This window comes from Paenibacillus tianmuensis (genome assembly GCF_900100345.1).
GTDB classification, from domain to species: Bacteria; Bacillota; Bacilli; order Paenibacillales; family NBRC-103111; genus Paenibacillus_G; species Paenibacillus_G tianmuensis.
Genome location: NZ_FMTT01000070.1, coordinates 1 through 19557 on the forward strand (window position 1 = coordinate 1; position 19557 = coordinate 19557).

At 54.9% G+C, this 19557-nt stretch carries 23 protein-coding genes; 10 read left to right on the forward strand and 13 right to left on the reverse strand.

From position 1 onward, the window contains the following. The 5 genes from BLO51_RS26895 to BLO51_RS26910 form a co-directional block, all read left to right on the forward strand. On the forward strand, positions 1-324 hold a 324-nt coding region (locus BLO51_RS26895), incomplete at its 5' end, for an IS630 family transposase (RefSeq protein WP_143007005.1). A gap of 136 nt (positions 325-460) precedes the next feature. Further along, positions 461-667 carry a hypothetical protein gene (locus BLO51_RS29965; protein WP_217266794.1) on the forward strand — a complete coding sequence of 69 codons (207 nt, stop codon included), beginning with the start codon at positions 461-463 and terminating at the stop codon, positions 665-667. After that, positions 664-1221 (forward strand): accessory gene regulator B family protein, encoded by a 558-nt coding sequence (locus BLO51_RS26900; protein ID WP_167670350.1) that lies wholly within the window; start codon positions 664-666, stop codon positions 1219-1221. The genes BLO51_RS29965 and BLO51_RS26900 overlap by 4 nt, the downstream gene beginning before the upstream one ends. Further along, positions 1218-1340, forward strand: coding sequence for an AgrD family cyclic lactone autoinducer peptide (locus BLO51_RS26905; RefSeq protein ID WP_088833989.1), 123 nt, complete (start codon positions 1218-1220; stop codon positions 1338-1340). The genes BLO51_RS26900 and BLO51_RS26905 overlap by 4 nt, the downstream gene beginning before the upstream one ends. A 545-nt stretch (positions 1341-1885) precedes the next feature. Next, positions 1886-3037: a phosphodiester glycosidase family protein gene (locus BLO51_RS26910; RefSeq protein WP_090676900.1), complete on the forward strand. Its 1152-nt coding sequence runs from the start codon at positions 1886-1888 to the stop codon at positions 3035-3037. Positions 3038-3105: 68 nt separating this feature from the next. On the opposite strand, the gene BLO51_RS26915 is transcribed toward BLO51_RS26910, so the two are convergent. The 4 genes from BLO51_RS26915 to selD form a co-directional block, all read right to left on the reverse strand. Next, positions 3106-3423, reverse strand: a complete 318-nt coding sequence (locus BLO51_RS26915; protein WP_090676903.1) for a YtxH domain-containing protein — start codon at positions 3421-3423, stop codon at positions 3106-3108. 6 nt (positions 3424-3429) lie between these two features. Beyond that, entirely contained in the window at positions 3430-3873 is a 444-nt protein-coding gene (locus tag BLO51_RS26920) for a DUF948 domain-containing protein (protein WP_167670351.1), read from the reverse strand. A 163-nt stretch (positions 3874-4036) separates the two neighbouring features. Next, complete coding sequence (gene mnmH, locus BLO51_RS26925; protein ID WP_090676908.1) at positions 4037-5068, reverse strand: tRNA 2-selenouridine(34) synthase MnmH; 1032 nt, start codon at positions 5066-5068, stop codon at positions 4037-4039. A 66-nt stretch (positions 5069-5134) separates the two neighbouring features. Further along, positions 5135-6193: a selenide, water dikinase SelD gene (gene selD / locus BLO51_RS26930; RefSeq protein ID WP_090676911.1), complete on the reverse strand. Its 1059-nt coding sequence runs from the start codon at positions 6191-6193 to the stop codon at positions 5135-5137. Positions 6194-6344: 151 nt separating this feature from the next. On the opposite strand from selD, the gene BLO51_RS26935 reads away from it, so the two are divergent. Beyond that, positions 6345-6980, forward strand: coding sequence for a bifunctional 4-hydroxy-2-oxoglutarate aldolase/2-dehydro-3-deoxy-phosphogluconate aldolase (locus BLO51_RS26935; protein ID WP_090676914.1), 636 nt, complete (start codon positions 6345-6347; stop codon positions 6978-6980). A gap of 188 nt (positions 6981-7168) precedes the next feature. Here BLO51_RS26935 and BLO51_RS26940 read toward each other — a convergent pair whose 3' ends face one another. From BLO51_RS26940 to BLO51_RS26955, 4 genes are all read right to left on the reverse strand, one after another. After that, complete coding sequence (locus BLO51_RS26940; protein WP_090676916.1) at positions 7169-7735, reverse strand: NAD(P)/FAD-dependent oxidoreductase; 567 nt, start codon at positions 7733-7735, stop codon at positions 7169-7171. Positions 7736-7810: 75 nt separating this feature from the next. Further along, on the reverse strand, positions 7811-9319 hold the full coding sequence (locus tag BLO51_RS26945; protein ID WP_245719848.1) for a sensor histidine kinase: 1509 nt from the start codon (positions 9317-9319) through the stop codon (positions 7811-7813). Further along, positions 9274-9981 (reverse strand): response regulator transcription factor, encoded by a 708-nt coding sequence (locus tag BLO51_RS26950; RefSeq protein ID WP_090676918.1) that lies wholly within the window; start codon positions 9979-9981, stop codon positions 9274-9276. The genes BLO51_RS26945 and BLO51_RS26950 overlap by 46 nt, the downstream gene beginning before the upstream one ends. After that, complete coding sequence (locus tag BLO51_RS26955; RefSeq protein WP_245719849.1) at positions 9974-11242, reverse strand: hypothetical protein; 1269 nt, start codon at positions 11240-11242, stop codon at positions 9974-9976. The genes BLO51_RS26950 and BLO51_RS26955 overlap by 8 nt, the downstream gene beginning before the upstream one ends. A gap of 290 nt (positions 11243-11532) precedes the next feature. Between BLO51_RS26955 and BLO51_RS26960 the strand changes: the two genes are divergently transcribed. Together BLO51_RS26960 and BLO51_RS26965 are read left to right on the forward strand one after the other, a co-directional pair. Further along, the gene (locus tag BLO51_RS26960) at positions 11533-12660 is read left to right on the forward strand and encodes an LCP family protein (RefSeq protein WP_090676920.1); all 1128 of its coding nucleotides are present in this window, start codon (positions 11533-11535) and stop codon (positions 12658-12660) included. Between the two features lie 314 nt (positions 12661-12974). Further along, the gene (locus BLO51_RS26965) at positions 12975-14267 is read left to right on the forward strand and encodes a DUF2339 domain-containing protein (RefSeq protein WP_217266795.1); all 1293 of its coding nucleotides are present in this window, start codon (positions 12975-12977) and stop codon (positions 14265-14267) included. Positions 14268-14318: 51 nt separating this feature from the next. Here BLO51_RS26965 and BLO51_RS26970 read toward each other — a convergent pair whose 3' ends face one another. From BLO51_RS26970 to thiD, 3 genes are all read right to left on the reverse strand, one after another. Next, complete coding sequence (locus tag BLO51_RS26970) at positions 14319-14957, reverse strand: helix-turn-helix transcriptional regulator (RefSeq protein ID WP_090676925.1); 639 nt, start codon at positions 14955-14957, stop codon at positions 14319-14321. Between the two features lie 225 nt (positions 14958-15182). Then, a complete protein-coding gene (locus BLO51_RS26975; protein ID WP_090676929.1) occupies positions 15183-15650 on the reverse strand; it encodes a DUF86 domain-containing protein in 468 nt (155 codons plus the stop codon). A 136-nt stretch (positions 15651-15786) separates the two neighbouring features. Continuing rightward, a complete protein-coding gene (thiD, locus tag BLO51_RS26980) occupies positions 15787-16596 on the reverse strand; it encodes a bifunctional hydroxymethylpyrimidine kinase/phosphomethylpyrimidine kinase (RefSeq protein ID WP_090676932.1) in 810 nt (269 codons plus the stop codon). A gap of 197 nt (positions 16597-16793) precedes the next feature. Here thiD and BLO51_RS26985 point away from each other — a divergent pair, with 197 nt between their 5' ends. Then, entirely contained in the window at positions 16794-17438 is a 645-nt protein-coding gene (locus BLO51_RS26985; protein ID WP_090676935.1) for a thiamine phosphate synthase, read from the forward strand. Continuing rightward, positions 17435-18583, forward strand: coding sequence for a glycine oxidase ThiO (thiO, locus tag BLO51_RS26990; RefSeq protein WP_090676938.1), 1149 nt, complete (start codon positions 17435-17437; stop codon positions 18581-18583). Before BLO51_RS26985 ends, thiO begins: the two co-directional genes overlap by 4 nt. Here thiO and BLO51_RS26995 read toward each other — a convergent pair. Continuing rightward, positions 18578-19243 (reverse strand): tetratricopeptide repeat protein, encoded by a 666-nt coding sequence (locus tag BLO51_RS26995; RefSeq protein WP_090676947.1) that lies wholly within the window; start codon positions 19241-19243, stop codon positions 18578-18580. The two genes, thiO and BLO51_RS26995, sit on opposite strands and share 6 nt — an antisense overlap. Positions 19244-19356: 113 nt before the next feature. Then, positions 19357-19557, reverse strand: a 201-nt coding sequence (locus BLO51_RS27000; protein ID WP_174551323.1) for a transposase, incomplete at its 5' end; no start/stop codon positions are given.

Here is a 19557-nt window from a genome sequence, read left to right on the forward strand (position 1 = left end):
TTCTTGGGCTTTCTTCAAAAGGTGGTCGCTCACTATCCAAAGGGCAAAATCGTCATCGTGTTGGATAACGCTCGCATTCATCATGCCAAGTTATTGCAGCCGTTTTTGGAAGAGATGAAAGGCCGACTCGAACTGGTTTTCCTGCCGCCTTACAGTCCGAAATTGAATCTTGTTGAAGGGTTATGGAAATGGCTGAAATCCGATGTAATTAACAATGTGTTCTATCACACGGTGGCCGAAATCCGTAACAATGTTCAGCAGTTTATGGACGAAATCATGAAATCTCGGTGGTCGATCATAGATCGGAATAGTGTTAGGTTCTAATTCTAATGAATTCATTAGTTCAACTTATATAGTTCACTCGGTTGTTTGGCAATTAATTGTTACAGCTCTTCAAGTGTTGCTAATTATTTTTCTACAACGTTATAAAATAGGTTTTCACTTTACAATAAACGATTCGATGAAAAAATATAATTTTTGGTTATCGGGAATTCTTATTGTATGTGTATTTGCTATTCAAGTACAAACAATGATATTCAAAGAATCCAAATTTCATATTGCAATTCCTATCGCATTGGCAGTCGTTTTTTTAACCGGAATCGTACTTGCATATAAACACAATCAAAAGCTATGGAAAGAAAGAAGAGAAAGGTTATCAAAGAGATGAATCCTATCGATTCAATGGCGTCTTACTTGGCAAAAGTCATACGCAAACATAATGAACATGCCGGATCAGAGATAGCTTTAAAATATGCGTTGAGTTTAACAATCAATACGAGTCTTGCCACAATCGTTTCCTTGTTAATATCAGTTATCACAAATCGTTTCAATGAAGCGATTATAGGAATATGTATATTTTTGTTGATTCGCTATGTTAGTGGTGGAATTCATTTGTCTTCTTCACTGGCTTGCTGTATTACTTCAATTCTAATTTTTGTAACCATTGCGAATGTACCTACCGAGTATACACAACTATCCGTGTACCTTAATATTATTTCATTTATTATTTTGCTCTTTACAGCTCCTAACAATATTAAAGATGTCAGCCGAATTCCTCAAAAATTTTATCCCTTGCTAAAAATAGTCACCTTAGTTATCATCTCTAGTAATTTTTTCATTAAATCCACGGTTTTTACTGCCGCTTTTATAATTCAGGCGGTTCTAACAATGAAATATACCTACAAAATTGTTAGTTATTTCGAAAGGAGAGTAATGCATTGAAAAAAAAATTAGCTATCATAGCAAATTCACTGCTAATGGCTCTGGCCGCATTATTTGTAGGAACAAACTCATTCTCGATCAACCGCCCAGAAACACCGGAAGAACTTCTAAAGAAATAACGCCTTAGCTTTCTGGGCTGGTAGTCCACAAGTCTGCCAGCCTTATCCATGCCCGTGTTGCTGAAACCATGCAAAATTCCCCATTGACTCGTGACGGTCATCATTCATTCCCCGACTAACAATGTAACCTTGGATGTCTCCCTCGCCTGCTAAATAGTTCAGCCTCGTTAATATGCTTTCTCGCCTTGGAACTGAAATCGCCTCCTCAGATTGAGTACGTCGTCAAAGAAACGGACGATTACCAGCTTCTCAACGACGAAGTAGTAGACGGGTGGCCGAATGGCAGACGTCTTTTTTTGAATTAGGCACCCTTCAAATCATTAGCGAGACGCCAAGTCCCCATGTGGGAGAAGATCTTTATAAGCGGCTGGCCCGCAGTCTCGCCGAAGGCATTGAGACGCAAAAGCAGCTCGATTTCTATTCTCCCAAGACTGCGACAAGATTCAAGGGTACATTTTGAGTTTCCTCTTCATGCAACTTTTTTCGCTGTATTTCGTTTATAAAAGAGGATGGAGTCTAACCATACCATGGAAAGGATTTGAATTATGTCCGTACCGATGCCCGGCAGTCCTCGTACTCAGAGGACCACTGCCGCTGCCGCAAAGAAAAAAAAGAAGCCGGTCAAAAAGAAGAAACGGCGTTCTTCCACTTTGGCCTCAATCACACTTTATACGTTATTTTTCCTATTTTTGTTCGGAAGTGTGTTCAGCTTGTGGTTTTTTCTAACGGAAACCGGCACGAATTTGCGTATGATGATGGCCGATACGATTATTTCGACGCAGCACCGCCATTGGGCGAAATACCTTATCGGCGAGGAAGAGCTCAAAAAACGGGTTGATCGGTATTGGGCGCAATTCGACACGTATTCCGAAATCAAGGATAAGGACCTTGTGCGCGTAGACCATAAACCGGCGACAACAGTTGTCGAAAAAAAGCCTCCGGTTGAGATAGAAGACATTCAGGGGAAAAATTTTAAAGGCAAGCTGCTGATCGTGAACGATCCGAAAACGCTGCGCATCGCTGTTCCGAGCACACGTGGCAAGGGAGAAAAGGTTTCCTCGATGGTAAAACGACTGGGGGCCATTGCCGGCGTCAATGCGGGCGGGTTCGTCGATCCGGAATGGAAAGGCAACGGCTTTCAGCCGACCGGCCTCGTCATGTCGGGAGGAAAAATTTTCTATAACGATGGCGGTATGAACACGCGCAATCACATCGTTGCCATCGATAAAGAAGGCAAACTGATCGCGGGCAAATATACGCCGAACGAGCTGATCAAGATGGGCGTTCAGGAAGCGGTCACCTTCGCTCCGAAGTTTATCGTCAACGGCGTGGGCATGATCAAAAATCAGGCTGACGGCTGGGGGATCGCCCCCCGCACCTCGATGGCACAAAAAGCTGACGGCACCATTATGTTCGCCATCATCGACGGACGCCAGCCGGGATACAGCATTGGGGCGACGCTGTACGATATTCAGAAAATTTTTCTGGAGCATGGCGCGGTTACAGCGGCCAATCTGGACGGCGGGTCCTCGACCATACTGGTCAAGGACAACCAGATCTTGAACAAGCCTTCCAGCGAATACGGCGAACGGTATTTGCCTACCGCCTGGCTGGTGTTCGAAGACCCGGCCAAAGCGAATATCAAGAACATTTGGGAAGGACTCGACCCAAGCAAGATCGATCCGTCCAAATGGTAACAATCCGACAAAACCAGACGGGATCTCGGCCATGGCGCCGATGATCCCGTTTTTTTGCAAGTCAAGCTTTAGTGCTCCTCGCGTTCGACCGTCGTAGCTGCGATAGACGCTTCGGCTGCGGCTACTTCGGCTGTGCCGTTTTCCGATTTGCCGCTGCGCCACGATTTCACTTCCTGACTCACTTGAACCGCCACCTGCTTCGATTTTTCCGCAACGTCACCTGCGATTTGCTGCGTCTTCTCGCTCACCTGATGATAGCCTTCTTTCAAGTCGGCGCGCAGCTCGCATCCGGATTTAGGCGCAAACAGTAGTGCTGTCACCGCGCCAAGCACACCGCCGATTACCGCTCCGACGAGCAAATCCTTATTTCTTTTTTCCGCTGCCATCGTTCTTCACTCCTTTGATTTCATGGGTCTGGAAGCTTGCAGGCGATGCCAGAGCTGCAGGCCGACGGCTGTCAGCTCTATCAGGTCGTTTGCGGTATCCCGATGGCTATGTAACGCTTTGCGCGCCTCAAGTGCCGTGCTCTCAATGGAGAGCGACACGGATTTCACGATTCGGGATACCCGCTGTACCGCTTCTCCCGTCTCCTCCGCTGCCGCAAACCAAGCATCGACCGCTTGCATTTTGCCTTGTAGGTCCCGCATGACCTCAGTTGACACGAGAAGTAAGCTTTCCGTGCTCTCCGCGGTTTGCCGCACTTGCTGCTGCATCGTATCAAGCGCAGTCTCGGCATGCCTCAAGGCACGAATCGCCAAATACGCAAAGCGTATAGCCAACCCGATGAGCACCAGAAAAGCAAAAATGCAGACCGCCGCTCCCCATTGCCACCACATGGCCTTCACCTCCGTCATCCCAGCCGCTTCTAGACGAATGCCTATGAGATAGTACAGTATAAGACGGAGGCGCCCATTTTGACACAACTTCCGAAAAAAAGAACGAGGAGCTTGCCAAAAAAGGCAGAAAAAAAGCCCGGTTGCCCAGGCTTTAAAGTTCGGCTTAGAACAGCCGCTTCAGCTCTTGCTCGATTCGCTGCACGGCTTCATCCGCATGACGGACGCGGAGTCGGATCGGCTCCGTGGTGTAACGTTCTTCCGCATGCTCGTAGCGCGGATCGTAGTAATATTCGAGCAGCAGCCTCGCGGCATCCTCAAATTCATGCTCCAGCAGATGCCGCTCGATTTGCGCGGCAACCGGCGTATGAAGCCGGCGGCGAATTTGCCGAAAAGCGGCGAGGCAGGCGTCCGCGTGATCCTTCGGCCGATACTCCTGCACGATGTGCCTTATCCGTTCTTCCAACGGTACCTCGATCCGGATCGGAATGCCGCTTGTTTTGGCTTCCGCCAGAAAGTTGGGCATCACCGCCCGGCCGATTCTGCGGCTTTCCGCCTCCATCAGCACGAAAGGCCGATCCTGATAGCTCAGCAGCTCATGGACAAGCAGCGATTCGAACGTCTTTTGGTTGTTCGACGTAAGTCCAATCTGCCCAAAGATCGAGCCGCGATGTCCGGCCATCCGCTCCAGATCGAGCACGGGATAGCCCCGCTCGGCCAGCTTGCGGAGGATCAGCGATTTGCCGGTGCCAGTATGGCCGGCGATGACGACAACCTTGGGCTTGAGCTCGAACGACTCAAGCGTCTGTACGACCCATTGACGATAGGCCCGGATGCCTCCGGTTAGTCGGTAGGCGCGGATACCCATGAGCGACAGCATCGTAGCCGACGTCCGGCTTCGCATGCCGCCCCGCCAGCAGAAGACGGCCTTGTTCTTACCAAGCGCCTGAAATTCCCGGATGAAGGCCGGAAGCTTGGCAGATACGATCTCAAGCCCGCGCTGCTTGGCCGCTTCGATGCTGACCTGCTTATAGGTTGTGCCGATCTCCGCCCGCTCCCCGTCATCGAAAAGCGGTATGTTCAAGCTGCCGGGGATCGTAAATTCTTTGAACTCTCCCGGAGAGCGGACGTCAACGAGCGTCAGCTCCCGTTCCTGATGAAGGCGCAGCAGCTCCTGCACGGTAATGTCTTGTTGCAACGCGTCCTCGCTCCTTTGCTTCATATGGGGCGTGCTGCGGCATAGCTGTACGTCCTCGGCGGCTGCTTACAGCGATTCCAGAACGCGGATTTCGCCCGGATGGTCGGCGGTCGTTTCGCCGATAATTGCTGCCTCGACGCCTGCACGGCGCAAGTCGCCCAGCAGGGCGTCGGCCTTGTCCGCGGCGACGGCGATCAGCAGCCCGCCGGAGGTCACAGCGTCGCAGAGAATCCATTGATCGAGCTGATCGATGGATTCGGCGAAGGCGACGGTCCCTTCGAGGTGCGCATAATTGTTCTTGGTGCCGCCCGGGACAAGGCCTGCCTCGGCCAGCTCGCGAACACGCGGCAGCACCGGCACCTGTGCCTTCCCGATGCGCACGCCTACGCCGCTGCCTTTGGCCAACTCGGCCGCGTGGCCGAGAAGTCCGAAGCCGGTCACGTCGGTACAGCCGTGCACGTCGTACGGCTCCATCGTTTCCGCAGCCGTCTTGTTCAACGTGGTCATTACCTTGGTGACCCGTTCGATCTCTTCCGGGCTTAGGGCGTCTTTCTTGATTGAGGTCGTCAAGATGCCCACGCCGATCGGCTTGGTCAGGATCAGCTTGTCCCCCGGCTGGGCCCCCGCATTCGTCTTCGCTTTGGACGGGTGCACCAGTCCGGTGACGGCGAGACCGAATTTCGGCTCGTTATCGTCAATGGAGTGGCCTCCTACGAGCGTCGCTCCGGCTTCTTTGACCTTGTCGCCCGCGCCGCGCAAAATATCGGCCAGTACTTGTTTATCCAGCTTCTTGATCGGAAAGGCCACGATGTTCAGCACCGTAAGCGGCTTCCCGCCCATCGCATAAATGTCGCTGAGCGCGTTGGCCGCCGCAACCTGACCGAAAGCGTAAGGATCGTCGACGATGGGCGTAAAAAAGTCGACGGTTTGGACCAGCGCCAGCTCGTCCGTCAGCTTGTACACCCCGGCATCGTCGCTTGTATCGAGACCGACGAGCAGGTTCGGGTCGGGAGTTGCCGGGGGAAGGGTCCGGATCACCTGCTGCAGATCCGCTGGGCCAATTTTGCAGCCGCACCCGCCTTTCGTCGAGTAAGAAGTTAATTTGACAGGTTCGTTAACGCTCATCTTTCGGATCAGCTCCTAAACATAGTTTCCATAAAATACAGGTTAGCACAGTTGGCATTTTAAGAAAAGCAGGTATAATGAAGTCAATGAAATGGCCGCTTATCCCTGCGCGAACGGGATAAAAGCAAGTCATGACGGGAGGATGCAGCGGATGAATCGGGAGCTAGGACTGCAGTTGATCGAGAAAGTCAAGATCGTCGCCATTGTGCGCGGCGTGGAGGAACAGCATATCGAGGGATTAGCGGATGCGCTGGTCAGCGGCGGGGTGCCAATCATGGAAGTAACGTTGAATACGCCGGGAGCGCTTGGCATGATCGAACGGCTTCAAGCCCGGTTCGGGGAACAGATGTACATCGGCGCAGGGACCGTGGTGGACGTGGACGACGCGCAGAAAGCGCTGGACGCCGGGGCGTCGTATTTGGTTACCCCGAACACGGACGAGCAGGTGATCCGTTACGCCGTGGAGCGCGGTGCTCCGATCTTTCCGGGGGCGATGACGCCGACGGAAGTTGTGAAAGCATGGAAAGCCGGGGCGACGGCGGTGAAAATATTTCCGGGCGCCAGCCTCGGAATCGGCTACATCAAGGAATTGATGGGCCCGCTGAATCACATCCCCTTGATGGCGGTCGGCGGCGTGAACGAAGATAACATCGCCGAGTTTATGAAGATCGGCTGCTACGGGGTCGGCATCGGCGGCTCGCTCGTGAACCTGAAGGAAATCGCTGCCGGCAACTTTGGTTGGGTGCGGGATAAAGCGGCCCGGCTCGTAGAGCGGTCCAGAGGCTGAATCACATCATCCTAGTTCCTCTATTGAACCTTCAGCCCTCATCCTGCCTACGCAGATTGCCGTCGGTGAAAGATTAAACGAATCCGATGGCCCTGCTGCGTCCCTTAAGCATCAAAGGACGCCGGATGCGACTTAGCAATACAAAAAGAGGCGGCTCTCCACATCATGGAGGCCGCCTGTTTATACATTTATGCTTTCAACACGTCATGGTCGACATAACGTTCGCCGTTCAGCTCGCTGATCAAATTGATCGCAACCTTGGCCCCGTCGCCTGCGGTAATGATCGTATGCACGCTCACGCCCGCCGCGGTCCCGGCCGCCCAAATGCCCGGCACGTTCGTCTTGCCCTCCGGGGTGGCGTCGACTACCGTCTTGATCCGCGGCTCGGTTCCCGGCTTCGTATTCACGCCGATCTGCTGCGCCAGCTCAGCGTTCAGCCCCGTGGCGAGCACGACATGCTTCGCTTCGTAGCTCCCGTTCTCCGTCTCCAAGCGGAATCCTTCGCCTTCTTTCACAACGGCGACGACTTTGCCTTGTACCAGCTCGGCTCCGAACTTGGCCGCCTGTTTCTTCCCGTTCTCCACCAGGTCCGGCCCGGTAATCTCGGCTACGCCATAGTGGTTTTCCACCCAAGCACGTTTTGTAATGCTCTGATCGCTGTCAATCACCAGCGTCTTCTTGCCCGCCTTCGCCGTGAAAAGGGCAGCGCTTGCTCCTGCAGGTCCTGCTCCGATAATCGCTACATCATAAGACATGATTCATCCTCCCTCTCCAGAAAGTGAAAAAGTCGAACGTGCGAATCGATGCGTATTCGCCCCGATCTTTTTCCATTATCGTCCATTCGATTCGGACTTGTCAAATAATGGGCCGGAGGCTTCCTCGCCTTGAGCTTCAGCCTCTTCTAACGGCAACCGGACCGTTACCGTCGTCCCTTCTCCTTCTGCCGAAATCAGCCGAATCGCCCCTTGATGCAAGTTGACGATTTCCCGGCAGATGGCAAGTCCGATGCCGGTTCCTTCCGCTTTCGGGTCCGCCTGATAGAACTTCGTTTCGACCTTCCCCAGATGCTCGCGTGATATCCCAATACCATTATCCGCAATCCGCACGACGGCGTCCCGGTCCTCCCGCTCCAGAGAAATCGTTATGCATCCGCCCGGTCCGGTAAATTTGATTGCGTTATCGATCAAATTAAGATAAACCTGCTTCAGCCGATTCGTGTCCCCGATGACCGCCACAGGCTCGGAAGGTAAGCTCAAGCGGAGGTCGATCTGCTTTTGCTCCGCCTTGGAACGCATTTGCAGCACCGCCTCGCCCAGCAGCTCGTTCATCAGTACCCGGGCGAGATCGAGGGTAATACTTTTCTGGTGCAGCCTGGAGAAGTCAAGCAGCTCCTCGACGAGGCCGATCAAGCGGTCGGTTTCCTTCGCGATAATGCCGAGTCCGAGCCGCGTTTCCTCCTTGTCCTCCATACCGCCTGTCAGAATCGTTTCGCTCCACCCCTTAATGCTGCTCAGTGGCGTCCGAATCTCGTGAGAAATGGAAGAAATAAAATCGTTCTTAAGCGACTCGCTACGCTCAATCTCCCGAGCCATATAATTCAGCGTCCCCGCCAGCTCACCAATCTCATTGTCGTACGCTTCGTTCACCCGCACATCGAACCGGCCTTTGGCCATCTCTGCGGAAGCGGCCGTCATCCGTTTGATCGGCCGGACGATCGAATTGGCGAAGGGAAGGCTGACCAGCAGCACCAGAAGCAGCACGCCACCGCCGACTCCGGCCGATACGGCGTAGATCGTACGCAGCACCCGGTCAACCTCCGTCAAGGAAGTGACATACCGGATCACCGCCAGCGTCTGCCCTTTATAGACGAGTGGGTTGGAAACAGCCATCACGCGCTCGTTGGTCACCGCTTGATTCCCGGTCCACACCCCTGTCCGGCCTGCCCAAGCCTCCTTTACATCGCTTGTCCGAATGCGCTCCCGTACGGCAAAGCCGCTGGACGCTGCAAGCACCGTTCCGTTACGGTCTACAAATTCCAGCTCCGCCGTTTCATAAGCGAAATACTGCACCATCCGGTTCAAATGCTGGCTCAAGTTATTGTAAAACAAGTCCCCCGTAAAATTGGCGTAAAAGTTCGTCGAGACGACGGCATGGTTGGTCAGCACATTGGCGATGCCGTTATAATAAAACTGGCGGACGGCAAAGAAGAAGACGCCTTCCATCAGAAGGAGCGTCAGCAGAACGATCCCCAAAAAGCGTATGACAACCTGTCGCCTTAGACTTCTCCTCAGCTTCATGTCGAGGCGTCCCGCCCCTGCCAGCGGTAGCCGAAGCCCCATACCGTCTCGATAAATTTCGGAGCGGACGGGTCCTCCTCTACTTTTTGACGGAGCCTGCGAATATTGACATCGACGATTTTCGGATCTCCGATATATTGGACGCCCCAGATCTCATCGAGCAGATCATTTCGGCTCAGCGGCGAGCCTTCTTTTTCGATCAGGCGCTGGATCAAAGCAAACTCGGTCGGGGTCAGATCGATCCGTTCTCCGTTTTTGCGGAGCTCGACTTTTTCCGGATGAATTTCGAACGGGCCGGAGCGCAGCGTGCCTCTGTCCTCTCCGCTCGCCGGCTGGCTGCGGACACGACGCAGCAGCGACCCGATGCGTGCCATCAGCTCCCCCGGACTGAACGGCTTGCCGATATGATCGTCCGCTCCGAGCGACAGCCCCATCACCTTGTCCTGCTCCTGCACCTTGGCGGTCAGGAAGATGATGCCGATCCGCTCGTTAAATTCCCGCACCCGCCGACACACCTCGAAGCCGTCGATCCCCGGCACCATGACGTCGAGCAGCGCGATATCGAAGCTATCGTCCTGCTTCAGCAGTGCCAGCGCCTCGTCTCCGGTAACCGCCTCCGTAATGTCGTAGCCCTGCCGTTTCAGATTGACGACGACAAAGCTGCGGATCGAAGCTTCGTCTTCCAGAATAAGTATTTTACTCATGCGTCTGGCTCCCCCCTTCGGCTCTTGCTTCCGATAACAAGCGGAAAAAGCTTCGATAAACCGCCCCGTTCGCGTCAATGGCGTACACTTGATCCATCGTCCGGCTCAACACGGCCCATGACTTATGGTCATCCGTCCATTCCGCCTGCGGAAATACCCGGATCTCGGCCAACAGCTTCCCGTCCCCGGTATTCAAGAAGCGGACGGTAGCCCCCGATTTCTTCACCGTAAACCGCTCTTTCCACTCCGGCGGAATGTCAAAGGTATACCCGTATTCCCCGTTGAAGTAACGTTCCAGCACCTTCGTAAGCCCTCGTCCGCCGTCCCATTTGGCAAAGGTCTCGATCCAAGGGATGTTGGCCATCGCCTCATTCTCGTAGCCCGGCGGATCGTACATGCCGGATATTTCGATGATGCCGTCGCCGTCGGCGTCTTCGCTGTTGCCCGAGTAAGCTTTGTAAGTCGTTTGAGGATTAAACGCTCGTTTGAGCTTCCCTCCCTCGTACACAAGCAGCTCGGTATACGAGGAATGAGCGCCTACCGCAGCATCAAGCACAACGCCCCGCTTGTCCGCCGACACCCGCCCTCCGAGGACGTTATAATACTCGTTCACGGACGAATCCAAACGGACGCTTCCCAGCTTGCGAAGCTCGTTTTCATATTGATAGAGTGTTGCGTTGGACGATGCTTCTCTGTCGTGCACAATGATCGTTACATCTTTCTTGCCGTCTCCGTTCAGATCGTCAATGACATAAGCCGTATACGGCAGCTCCAGCTTCTTTATCATCCGTCCGGCCTCCAAGGAATAGACCGCCAAGCCTTTGGCCGATTCCGCTCCCGTCGAATAGCCCGCGATAACGTCCTTCCGGCCCTTCTGCACCACATCGTCAAACGTCAGCGAATCCAGCTCGAAGCCGGCGCCCTCGAACCGGTCAAGACGCTGCCACGAGTCGTCCTCCATTTTCCATATTTCTCCATGCAGTTGTTCCTTGTTTTTGATCTTGTAAAAGAACACCGCTTCCTTGCTGCCGTCACCGTCCAAATCGATCAGCGAGAACGCTCCCTTCTGCTCCGCCTTGCGGGGGCGGATCAACGCCGCGCCTTCCGGCAGCGACCGTTCGATCGTCAGCTTGAGCGCCTCCTGCTCGGCCGGGAGCTTGGGCAGCCGCATGTACGCCCCCGGCTGTCCCATGAAGCCGCAGCCCGTACAGCCTAAAACCAGCGCCAGCCAAGCCGCTGCCGCTTTTCTCATCATCGTCATATGTCACTCCCCAAAGCGGTGGTCCGAACGTCCGGGTTTCGTATTTTTCACATGATAGCCTTTCCTCTTGCAAAAATCAATCGACGGGGCCGGAATATGTGTGATCCGGCTCATGTTAGGGTAAATAAGAGTACCTCTCTCTCCATTGTAATCGTTTGTCGAAAGAAGAAGGTAACAAAACAATGACAAAAGAATTGGCGGATTTTTAATATTTTTGTAACCTTTTGCACCATGTTTTGCGTTATTATGGTAGACAGTGTTTTGAAAGAGCATTGACAGGAGGTTGAATGATGGTTCCTTCCCGACAAAATCTAACGATCAAACCCCGCAAAACCTTGCGGAATGTTATTATAGGCCTTGCCCTGCTTGGTGTAGGCGCCGTTGCCTATGCCGGATATTTGCTGCATCAAGCCGATAAAGCGCTCAAAAATATGTCCGTGGCCCCGCCGGTCAAGACGACCCCGCAAGGATTGAAAGGTCTGGCTACTCTTGCGGAGAACTTCAAACCGATGACCTTCTTGCTGACAGGGATCGACAGCCGCGATGGCAGCGGGGGCACGCTGAACACCGATGTGCTCATGCTTGTCTCGCTGAATCCGGAGACCCGCTCCGCCACCATCGTTTCCATTCCCCGCGATCTGGAGATGAAGCCGAAGGAGTTCGGCCTTTCCAGCCAAAAAGCGAACTACTATTACGCATACTATTACATACAGAACAAAGACACCGCGATTCAAAAAACGAAAGAGCTGTACGGCAGTATGTTCAACGTGCCGATCGATTATATGGCGGCGATCGATTTCGACGGCTTCCGCAATGTCGTCGACGAGCTCGACGGCATCGAAATGAATGTTGATATGGATATGCGTTACGTCGACGAAGAAGACGGTACGAATATCAATCTGAAAAAAGGGTTTCAGACGTTAAGCGGCAAGCAAACGCTTGATTTCTTGCGCTACCGCAAATCCAACCGGGGCACCGAAGAGTCCACGGACCTTGCCCGCAACCAGCGCCAGCAGGAAGTGCTCGATAAGCTGCTGCAAAAAATGACGTCGTTCAGCGGGATTACCCAATGGAGCGGATTGCTGAAAATTGCCGGAGAAAGCGTAAAAACAGATATCCCTTCCGATGAGCTTCGCCGGTTTCTGCTTTCCTTCCAGAAACTGAAGCCTGACCATATCGAGTTCATCCACCTGGACGGACGGTGGGACAGCCCTTTCATTGTCGTCAAAGAAGAAGAGCTTACCGCAGCGATCGCCTCTTTGCGGACACAGCGGGGCCTTCCGGCCGAAATCCCAAGGACTACCGTGACCGGTTCAACCTACAGCTTGTACAGCAAACGCTTCGGAATCGATCCGGCTCCCGTGAAATTCAAGGGAAAAGAAACCAGCACGATGACCAAGAACGGCAGGTCCCGCTAACCGCGGCAGACCTGTTGTTTTTTTATTTTAAAACCATCAGCAGCTCAGTTCGGAACGTGTTCTGTTGAACAAGTAACCGGCAGAATCTGAACATACGTTCCGGTACTAGATGAAATTAGTACTTAACCCTCTTCCTTTGTTCCCTTACAATTATTGTAACTAAGTACGGATAACGGATCGGGGGAGGAACGTTAGGCATGAAAGAGCGGCTGCGCAGGTTGCCGTCATTTTGGCCTGGAGTCTTGGTGGTTCTGGGCGTTTTGTTATATGGGCTATGTCTTACGCTAGGGAAAGGGCCCCCGTCAGGTGCAGGCATGCTGGCCACTGCGGCAGGGGCAAGCTGGATCGCCTTCAAATGGCAGTCCAGGCTCCTCTTGAACGTATCGCTGCTCGGAGGATGGCCGGCGTTACTGATTGTAAGCCCGGGCCCGGATGAAGGCTGGATACTCTGGGCCGGGTTATTGGCATTAAATGTCGTCTATTTTACCCTCAGTCTTCGGCTCGATTGGAACGAGCTAAAATTCACCGCATTTGCAGGCACATGGCTGTTGTATTTCCTATTTTACTTGAAGCTCCAGCCGGAGGCCGCCGAAGGTTGGAGCCTTGCGTACCGTTATGCGCTTCTGATTTATATTTTTTACATTGGCGCCTTGTCCGTCTCGATATGGAAAAAACGGACAGACGACGGCACCGACCTGTTCCTGGGTATCGCGAATGCCGCCGTGTTCGGCTTCTGGGCGTTCGTCTTGTGGGAGCGGGTCGTGCCGATCGCCTACCCGATGCTGTTCATGGGAATGCTGTACGTCATCCTGGCCTGCCTTATTCGACGCTGGTTACCCGAATTATCTACGATCGTCCTGATGAAGCTGTTCGGCGGGATGATGCTCATCCTCTTCGCATCGCTCCACTTTCTCAAGGAACGGAATTTGGAACCGATCACCCATGTATTTTTGTGGCTTCCCGCCGCCATCGCCATGCTGGGACTCGGCACCGTAAAACGATGGGATGCGCTCCGCGGGGGAGCGGCCGTCGTCTGGCTGGGCGTCTTCGGCTACTGGTTTTTTAGCACATGGAATGCGGCTGAGGCGGACCCATTCGGCCATTCCTCCCCGTTCGGCCACGGGAATATGCCGGTTTGGGCGCTGCTGGCCGCCGTAGGGTTTTATTTGTCGGCCAAAGGCCGCTTCGAACGATTACGGGAAGACGACAACCGGATGTTGTCCAACGGGTTTACCTTTCTCAGCCATCTGGCTGTCGGCGGAGGGCTTGCCTGCGGAACGTACAGTTTCTTCGCCTATTATGGGCTATCCCCGCGAATGAATCTGCAGCTTATCTTGTCGGCCGTCTGGGGCTTGTACGCGCTTGCGCTACTGCTGTGGGGCGCTTACTGGATGCGGAAGCCGCTTCAAGCCTTGGGCTCCTTGACGCTGATCTGTCTCGCTGTCAAAACGATACTGTTCGATCTATCCGGGAGTCCGGCGCTGGACAAAGTTATCGCGTTTTTCCTGTTCGGGCTGCTGTCTGTCGGCATTACTTATACGACAAACCTGCGAGCGGCCCAAAACAAACGGCCCAAGCTCGAAAACGACGCGGCTCCCCCTTTCTGAAACGGCAAAAAACCATCTCTTGCGGAAGATCCGGCAGAAGAGATGGTTTTTTTATGGGTTAGGCCGAATGGCATACGTACATTTGCCGCCGCCTTTGGCAAGACATTCCTTCCGCTCCACTTCGGCTTCTGGACCAAGAAGACGCTGAAACATCACGAGCTCGCATTGACAAGCGTGGTTGTATTGATTGGCTACCTGAGAAATCGGGCAATTGTATTCCTTCAGCAGGTAACCGCCGTCCCCCGTCGACTCCAATTCGACCATGTAGCCATTCGCATTCTGAATCTCAGCCAGCTCTTGGACGCGTCCGTCGAACGGCTTGTCTTTCATGCGCTCCCCGTAGCGGTCGATCAGCCTCTCCTTGCGCCGCTCGAACAGCAGGTTCACGTTGCTTTCCCCCAAGGAAGCTTCGAGCTCTTCCAACAACTCCAACGCGAGATGCTGATACTTTTTAGGAAATAAGTCGTCGGCATTCGGTGTCAGCGAATACAAATGCGAAGGTCGTCCCATCGCCTGCCGCACCAGCTTCGATTCGATCAAATTATCCCGCTCCAGCGTGTTCAGGTGCCGCCGCACCGCCATTTCCGTGATGCCTAGCTGCTTCGACATGTCCCCGACGCTGAGCGCCCCTTTGGTCTTGAGCATCGTGAGGATGACGCGCCGCGTCGATACGTCCGTTTCCTGGTTCATCCGGTCTCACCGTCCTTCTTGTATGCAGGCCGCCTGTTTTATTCTGGTGAAGCTATGCTGTACCGCATGAATAAAAACATTGTATACGAAATGAGACGATAAGTAAATTAATATACTACTATGTATGTAAAATCCTAACCGAGGAAAAGGCTGGCGGAGAATACAATGGAGAAAAATAAGGGACCTGTCCTGATGCGGACGGTCCCTGGTCTGTAGCAGCGGCGTCTACAGCATTTCTTTGCTGATAAATGCCGGTACGGCTTCGGCAAAAGTGCCCAGCGCCCCGGGCAGCTTCACGATCATCGGATGCAGCCCGCTGCGCGGCAGCGTGTTATACTCCTGCGTCAGCGGACGGCGCAGCTTCACAAGCTCCGTCAGAACGAGCGCAACGTCGGCTCCGAACACGCCTTCGCCGGCGAGGATCTCGACGATGTCCTCATAGCTGCTGGCGTCCCGCATCATGAACGCGTCGATCAGCAAGCTGCCTACGTCGGTCACCGTCTCAATCGCCAGATGAAGCGTCCGCTCCTGCGCCAAATGCAGCAGCAGCTCCGAATCCGCTTCCTTTAAGCCGCCTTCGGGGGCAGTCTTTCCCCGGGCTTCCCAAGCGGACTCCAAGGCAGCGCAAGCTTGCAGTAAATCCGGCACGAACGCCAGTCGGGCATCGATTTGTTCCTGATTGACATAATACATATCGCTTATCTCCGTTTCTTCTTTTTCCACTTGGACCACAGCACGATGGCGGGGAAAAAGGCAATGAGCACGACGATGAGCAAAACCGCCTGCATCAAGTATTCATAGCTCATAGTATCAGATGCTCCTTCGTCTGCTATTCGGCCGCAGCGCGCTCGCGCACGTACGCCCAATGGTTCGTCGGACCGTGACCGGCGCCGATGCCGAGCGTATGCCGTATGGCAAGCGTAATAAATTGCTTGGCCGTATGGGCGGCCTCCAGCAGCGTCTTCCCTTTGGCGAGCTCCGCGCAGATAGCCGCGGAGAAGGTGCAGCCTGTCCCATGCGTATGGCGCGTTTCGTACCGCTCGCCCGTCAATAGGTGGAACGCCTCGCCGTCATACAGCACGTCTGTCGGCTCGCCGCTGCGGTGGCCGCCTTTGACGATCGCGGCGCCCGCGCCGAATTCCTTAACGATGCGCCGCGCCGCCTCCTTCATGTCCTCTATCGAAGTGACCGAAAGGCCCGTAATAACCTCAGCCTCGGGAATATTGGGCGTCACCAGCGCGGCCAACGGCAGCAGCTTCTCGCGCAGCGCGTTCTGCGCATTGGCGGCGAGCAGGCTGGCTCCTCCTTTGGCGACCATCACCGGGTCGACGACAAGCCGCTTCAGCCCGTGCTTGCGGATGCATTCCGCAACCAGCTCGATAATTTCCGGCTGCGACAGCATGCCGGTTTTGGCCGCGTCCGCTCCGAGATCGGACAGTACGGCGTCGATCTGCTTCTCGATTCCCTCCAGCGGGATATCGTATATGCCGTGAACGCCCAACGTGTTCTGCGCGGTGATCGCCGTGATCGCGGACATCCCGTACACGTCGAGCATTTGGAACGTTTTCAAATCCGCTTGAATCCCCGCTCCGCCTCCGCTGTCCGAGCCTGCAATGGTCAATGCTTTGAAAATCGTCATGCTGCTCCAGCCTCCCGATTCGCTACACCTTCCATAAGTTTAGTCTTCTCCTTCTCGACCGTCAAGAAGCCCCGCAAGCCCGCATCCTTCGTTCGTGATCATTTTATGACAAGTAGGACAAACACTTTGACGCCGCGGAAGCGAACACGTTATGATGAAAATACATTTCAATGGAGAAAAGGAAGGTCCGATCCCGTATGTCCCGGAGAACCCATGCGCTGCATGTCATGACGACCGGCCAGCAGGAGCTGGAAGAGGTAGCTGCCATTGTGGCCCGCTGCCCGTTCGAGCTGGTCGACGCGCTGCACATCCGCGAAAAACACCGCAGCGCCAGTGAACTGGTGCGCTGGCATGCTCGGCTGAAGCCGCTGCTGCCGCACACGGCGGTTCTGCTGAACGACCGCCTGGATGCTGCGCTGGCCGCCCGAGCGGACGGCGTGCAGCTTACCGGCGGCAGCTTGTCGCCGGCCGAGGCGCGGACCATCGCTCCCCGCGGCATGACGCTCGGCTGCTCCGTGCATTCGGCCGAGGAAGCGGCCGAAGCCGGACGGCAAGGAACCGATTTCGCTCTCTTCGGCCATGTGTACGCGACCGGTTCGAAGCCTGGTTTGAAGCCCCGTGGCTTGGCCGGACTGATGGAAGCGGTGCAAGCGTCGGACGTACCCGTCTTAGCGATCGGGGGCATCGAGCCGCATCTTGTGGACGTTGTCTTGTCCACCGGTGCAGCAGGCATCGCCGTGCTGTCCTCGGTGCTGCTGCACGCGGACCCGGCGGGACAAATCGCCGCATTCCGAGAAGCGCTCGATCGGTCGAAGCCTATCCCAAGGAGAGGATTGTCATGAATACGGATTCAAGTCATACCGACACCAAGCCGACCGTTATCATCGTCGGCGGCGGCATTATCGGCTGCAGCGCAGCCTATGAGCTCGGCAAGGCAGGCTTCGCCTGCACACTGATCGAGAAGGGAGCGTTGAATCAGGAGGCGTCCACCGCCGCCGCGGGAATGCTGGGGGCGCAGTCCGAAACGCATCAGCCCGGCCCTTACTATGAGCTGTGTCGTCTGAGCCAGCAGCTGTACCGCGCTTGGACGGACGAGCTGGAGCAGGTCAGCGGCCTTACGGCGCAGTATGTCGCCGAGGGAATCGTCCGCGCGGCCCTTACGGAAGAAGATGAGGCTGAACTGCGCGGCCGCTTATCGTGGATTCGGGACGCCGAATGGGTACAGCCTGCGGAAATGCTAAAGCTGGAGCCCGAGCTGACCCCCGCCGTGCGCGGCGGCCTGTATTTGCCTGCGGATCATCACGTGCACCCGGTCTGGCTCGCCAAGACGCTGCAAGCCGCGATAGCCAAGCAGGGCTGCGCCATCCGCGAGTGGACGCCGGTTATCCGGCTACTGACAGAGCCCGGAAGCGGCCGAATCCGCGGCGTACAGACGTCGGAAGGCCCGCTGTACGCGGACCTCGTCGTCCTCGCTGCGGGCGCTTGGAGCACGGCGTTGACCGAACCGCTCGGGCTGAGCTTGCCTATATTCCCGGTCAAAGGCCAATGCATTTCGCTCAAGACCGAAGCGCCGCTTATCCGCTCCACCGTATTCACCAAAGGTTGCTACGTCGTGCCAAAACGGGACGGCAGCTACATTGTCGGCGCGACCCAGACAGAGTCCGGCTTTGACAAGCGATCGACCGCCAAGGTCATCGGCGAGCTGCACACCAAAGCGGCAGCGCTGCTGCCGCGGCTGGCCGATGCCGAATTCGTCGCCACTTGGGCGGGACTGCGGCCCGGCACGCGGGACGCCCTGCCATTCCTCGGAACGTGGGACGCTGCGCCCGGCTTAATTTTCGCAACCGGCCATTACCGCAACGGCATTCTGCTAGCGCCGGCCACTGCGCAGATCGTCGCCGAGCTGGCGCAGGACCGGCCGACTTCGGCGGACTTGACGCCGTTTACGCCCGCCCGGGTTACAGTCGGGACAGCCGCTGTCTTATGATTTCATGCGGGCGAGAAGCGCCCAGCGCCGTTCGTGGCGCCGCTTGTATTTGGGAAGCCCCCGGTACAGTTCCACGGCTTCGCGGAACGCCCGCCGGGCTTCTTCGTTTCGCCCAAGCCCCCGGTACAGCAGTCCGAGCCGGTAATAAGCTTCGCAGGACGAAGAGTTGACTTCCCCGAACCGTTCCATATACCGGATCGCCTTCTCCGGATTGCTTCCTGCGAACGCTTCGCCCAGCCGCAAATAGGGCTCGCCGTATTTTACCCGCGGGTTCAGCTCCAGTGCACGCAGCAAGAGACGCTCGCCTTCTTCCGTCCGTCCCAACTTCAACTCGCAAATGCCCTGCTCGCTGAACACGTCCGCGGAATCGTCCATCACCCCGGCCACCTCGACCAACAGTTCGAGCGCCTCGCCGTATTTTTTTTGCTCCATATAAATTCGGGCGATTTCCAGCTTGGTCGACGTATGATGCGGATTGAGCCGAAGCTCATCCTTCAGGCGGGACAATCGCCGCGCCCGCTTCAGCGGCTGGAAGATGCTCGGGGTCAAACCGACAAACCGGCGGTCAAGCATATACAGGATGATCAGCAACACAAGAAAGGCCACAAACGGATTTCCGGTGACCCACCATAAAAAAGAAAAGATTAAAACTTTGCTCACGCCTCGCATACCAGCCTTTCGCTTATTCTCCCACCGATTGTACCACAAATTGCCATAAACGGTCACGGAGAAGTAAACAATCTATATAAGTTGAACTAATGAATTCATTAGAATTAGAACCTAACACAAAGCCAATCTATGATCGACCACCGAGATTTCATGATTTCGTCCATAAACTGCTGAACATTGTTACGGATTTCGGCCACCGTGTGATAGAACACATTGTTAATTACATCGGATTTCAGCCATTTCCATAACCCTTCAACAAGATTCAATTTCGGACTGTAAGGCGGCAGGAAAACCAGTTCGAGTCG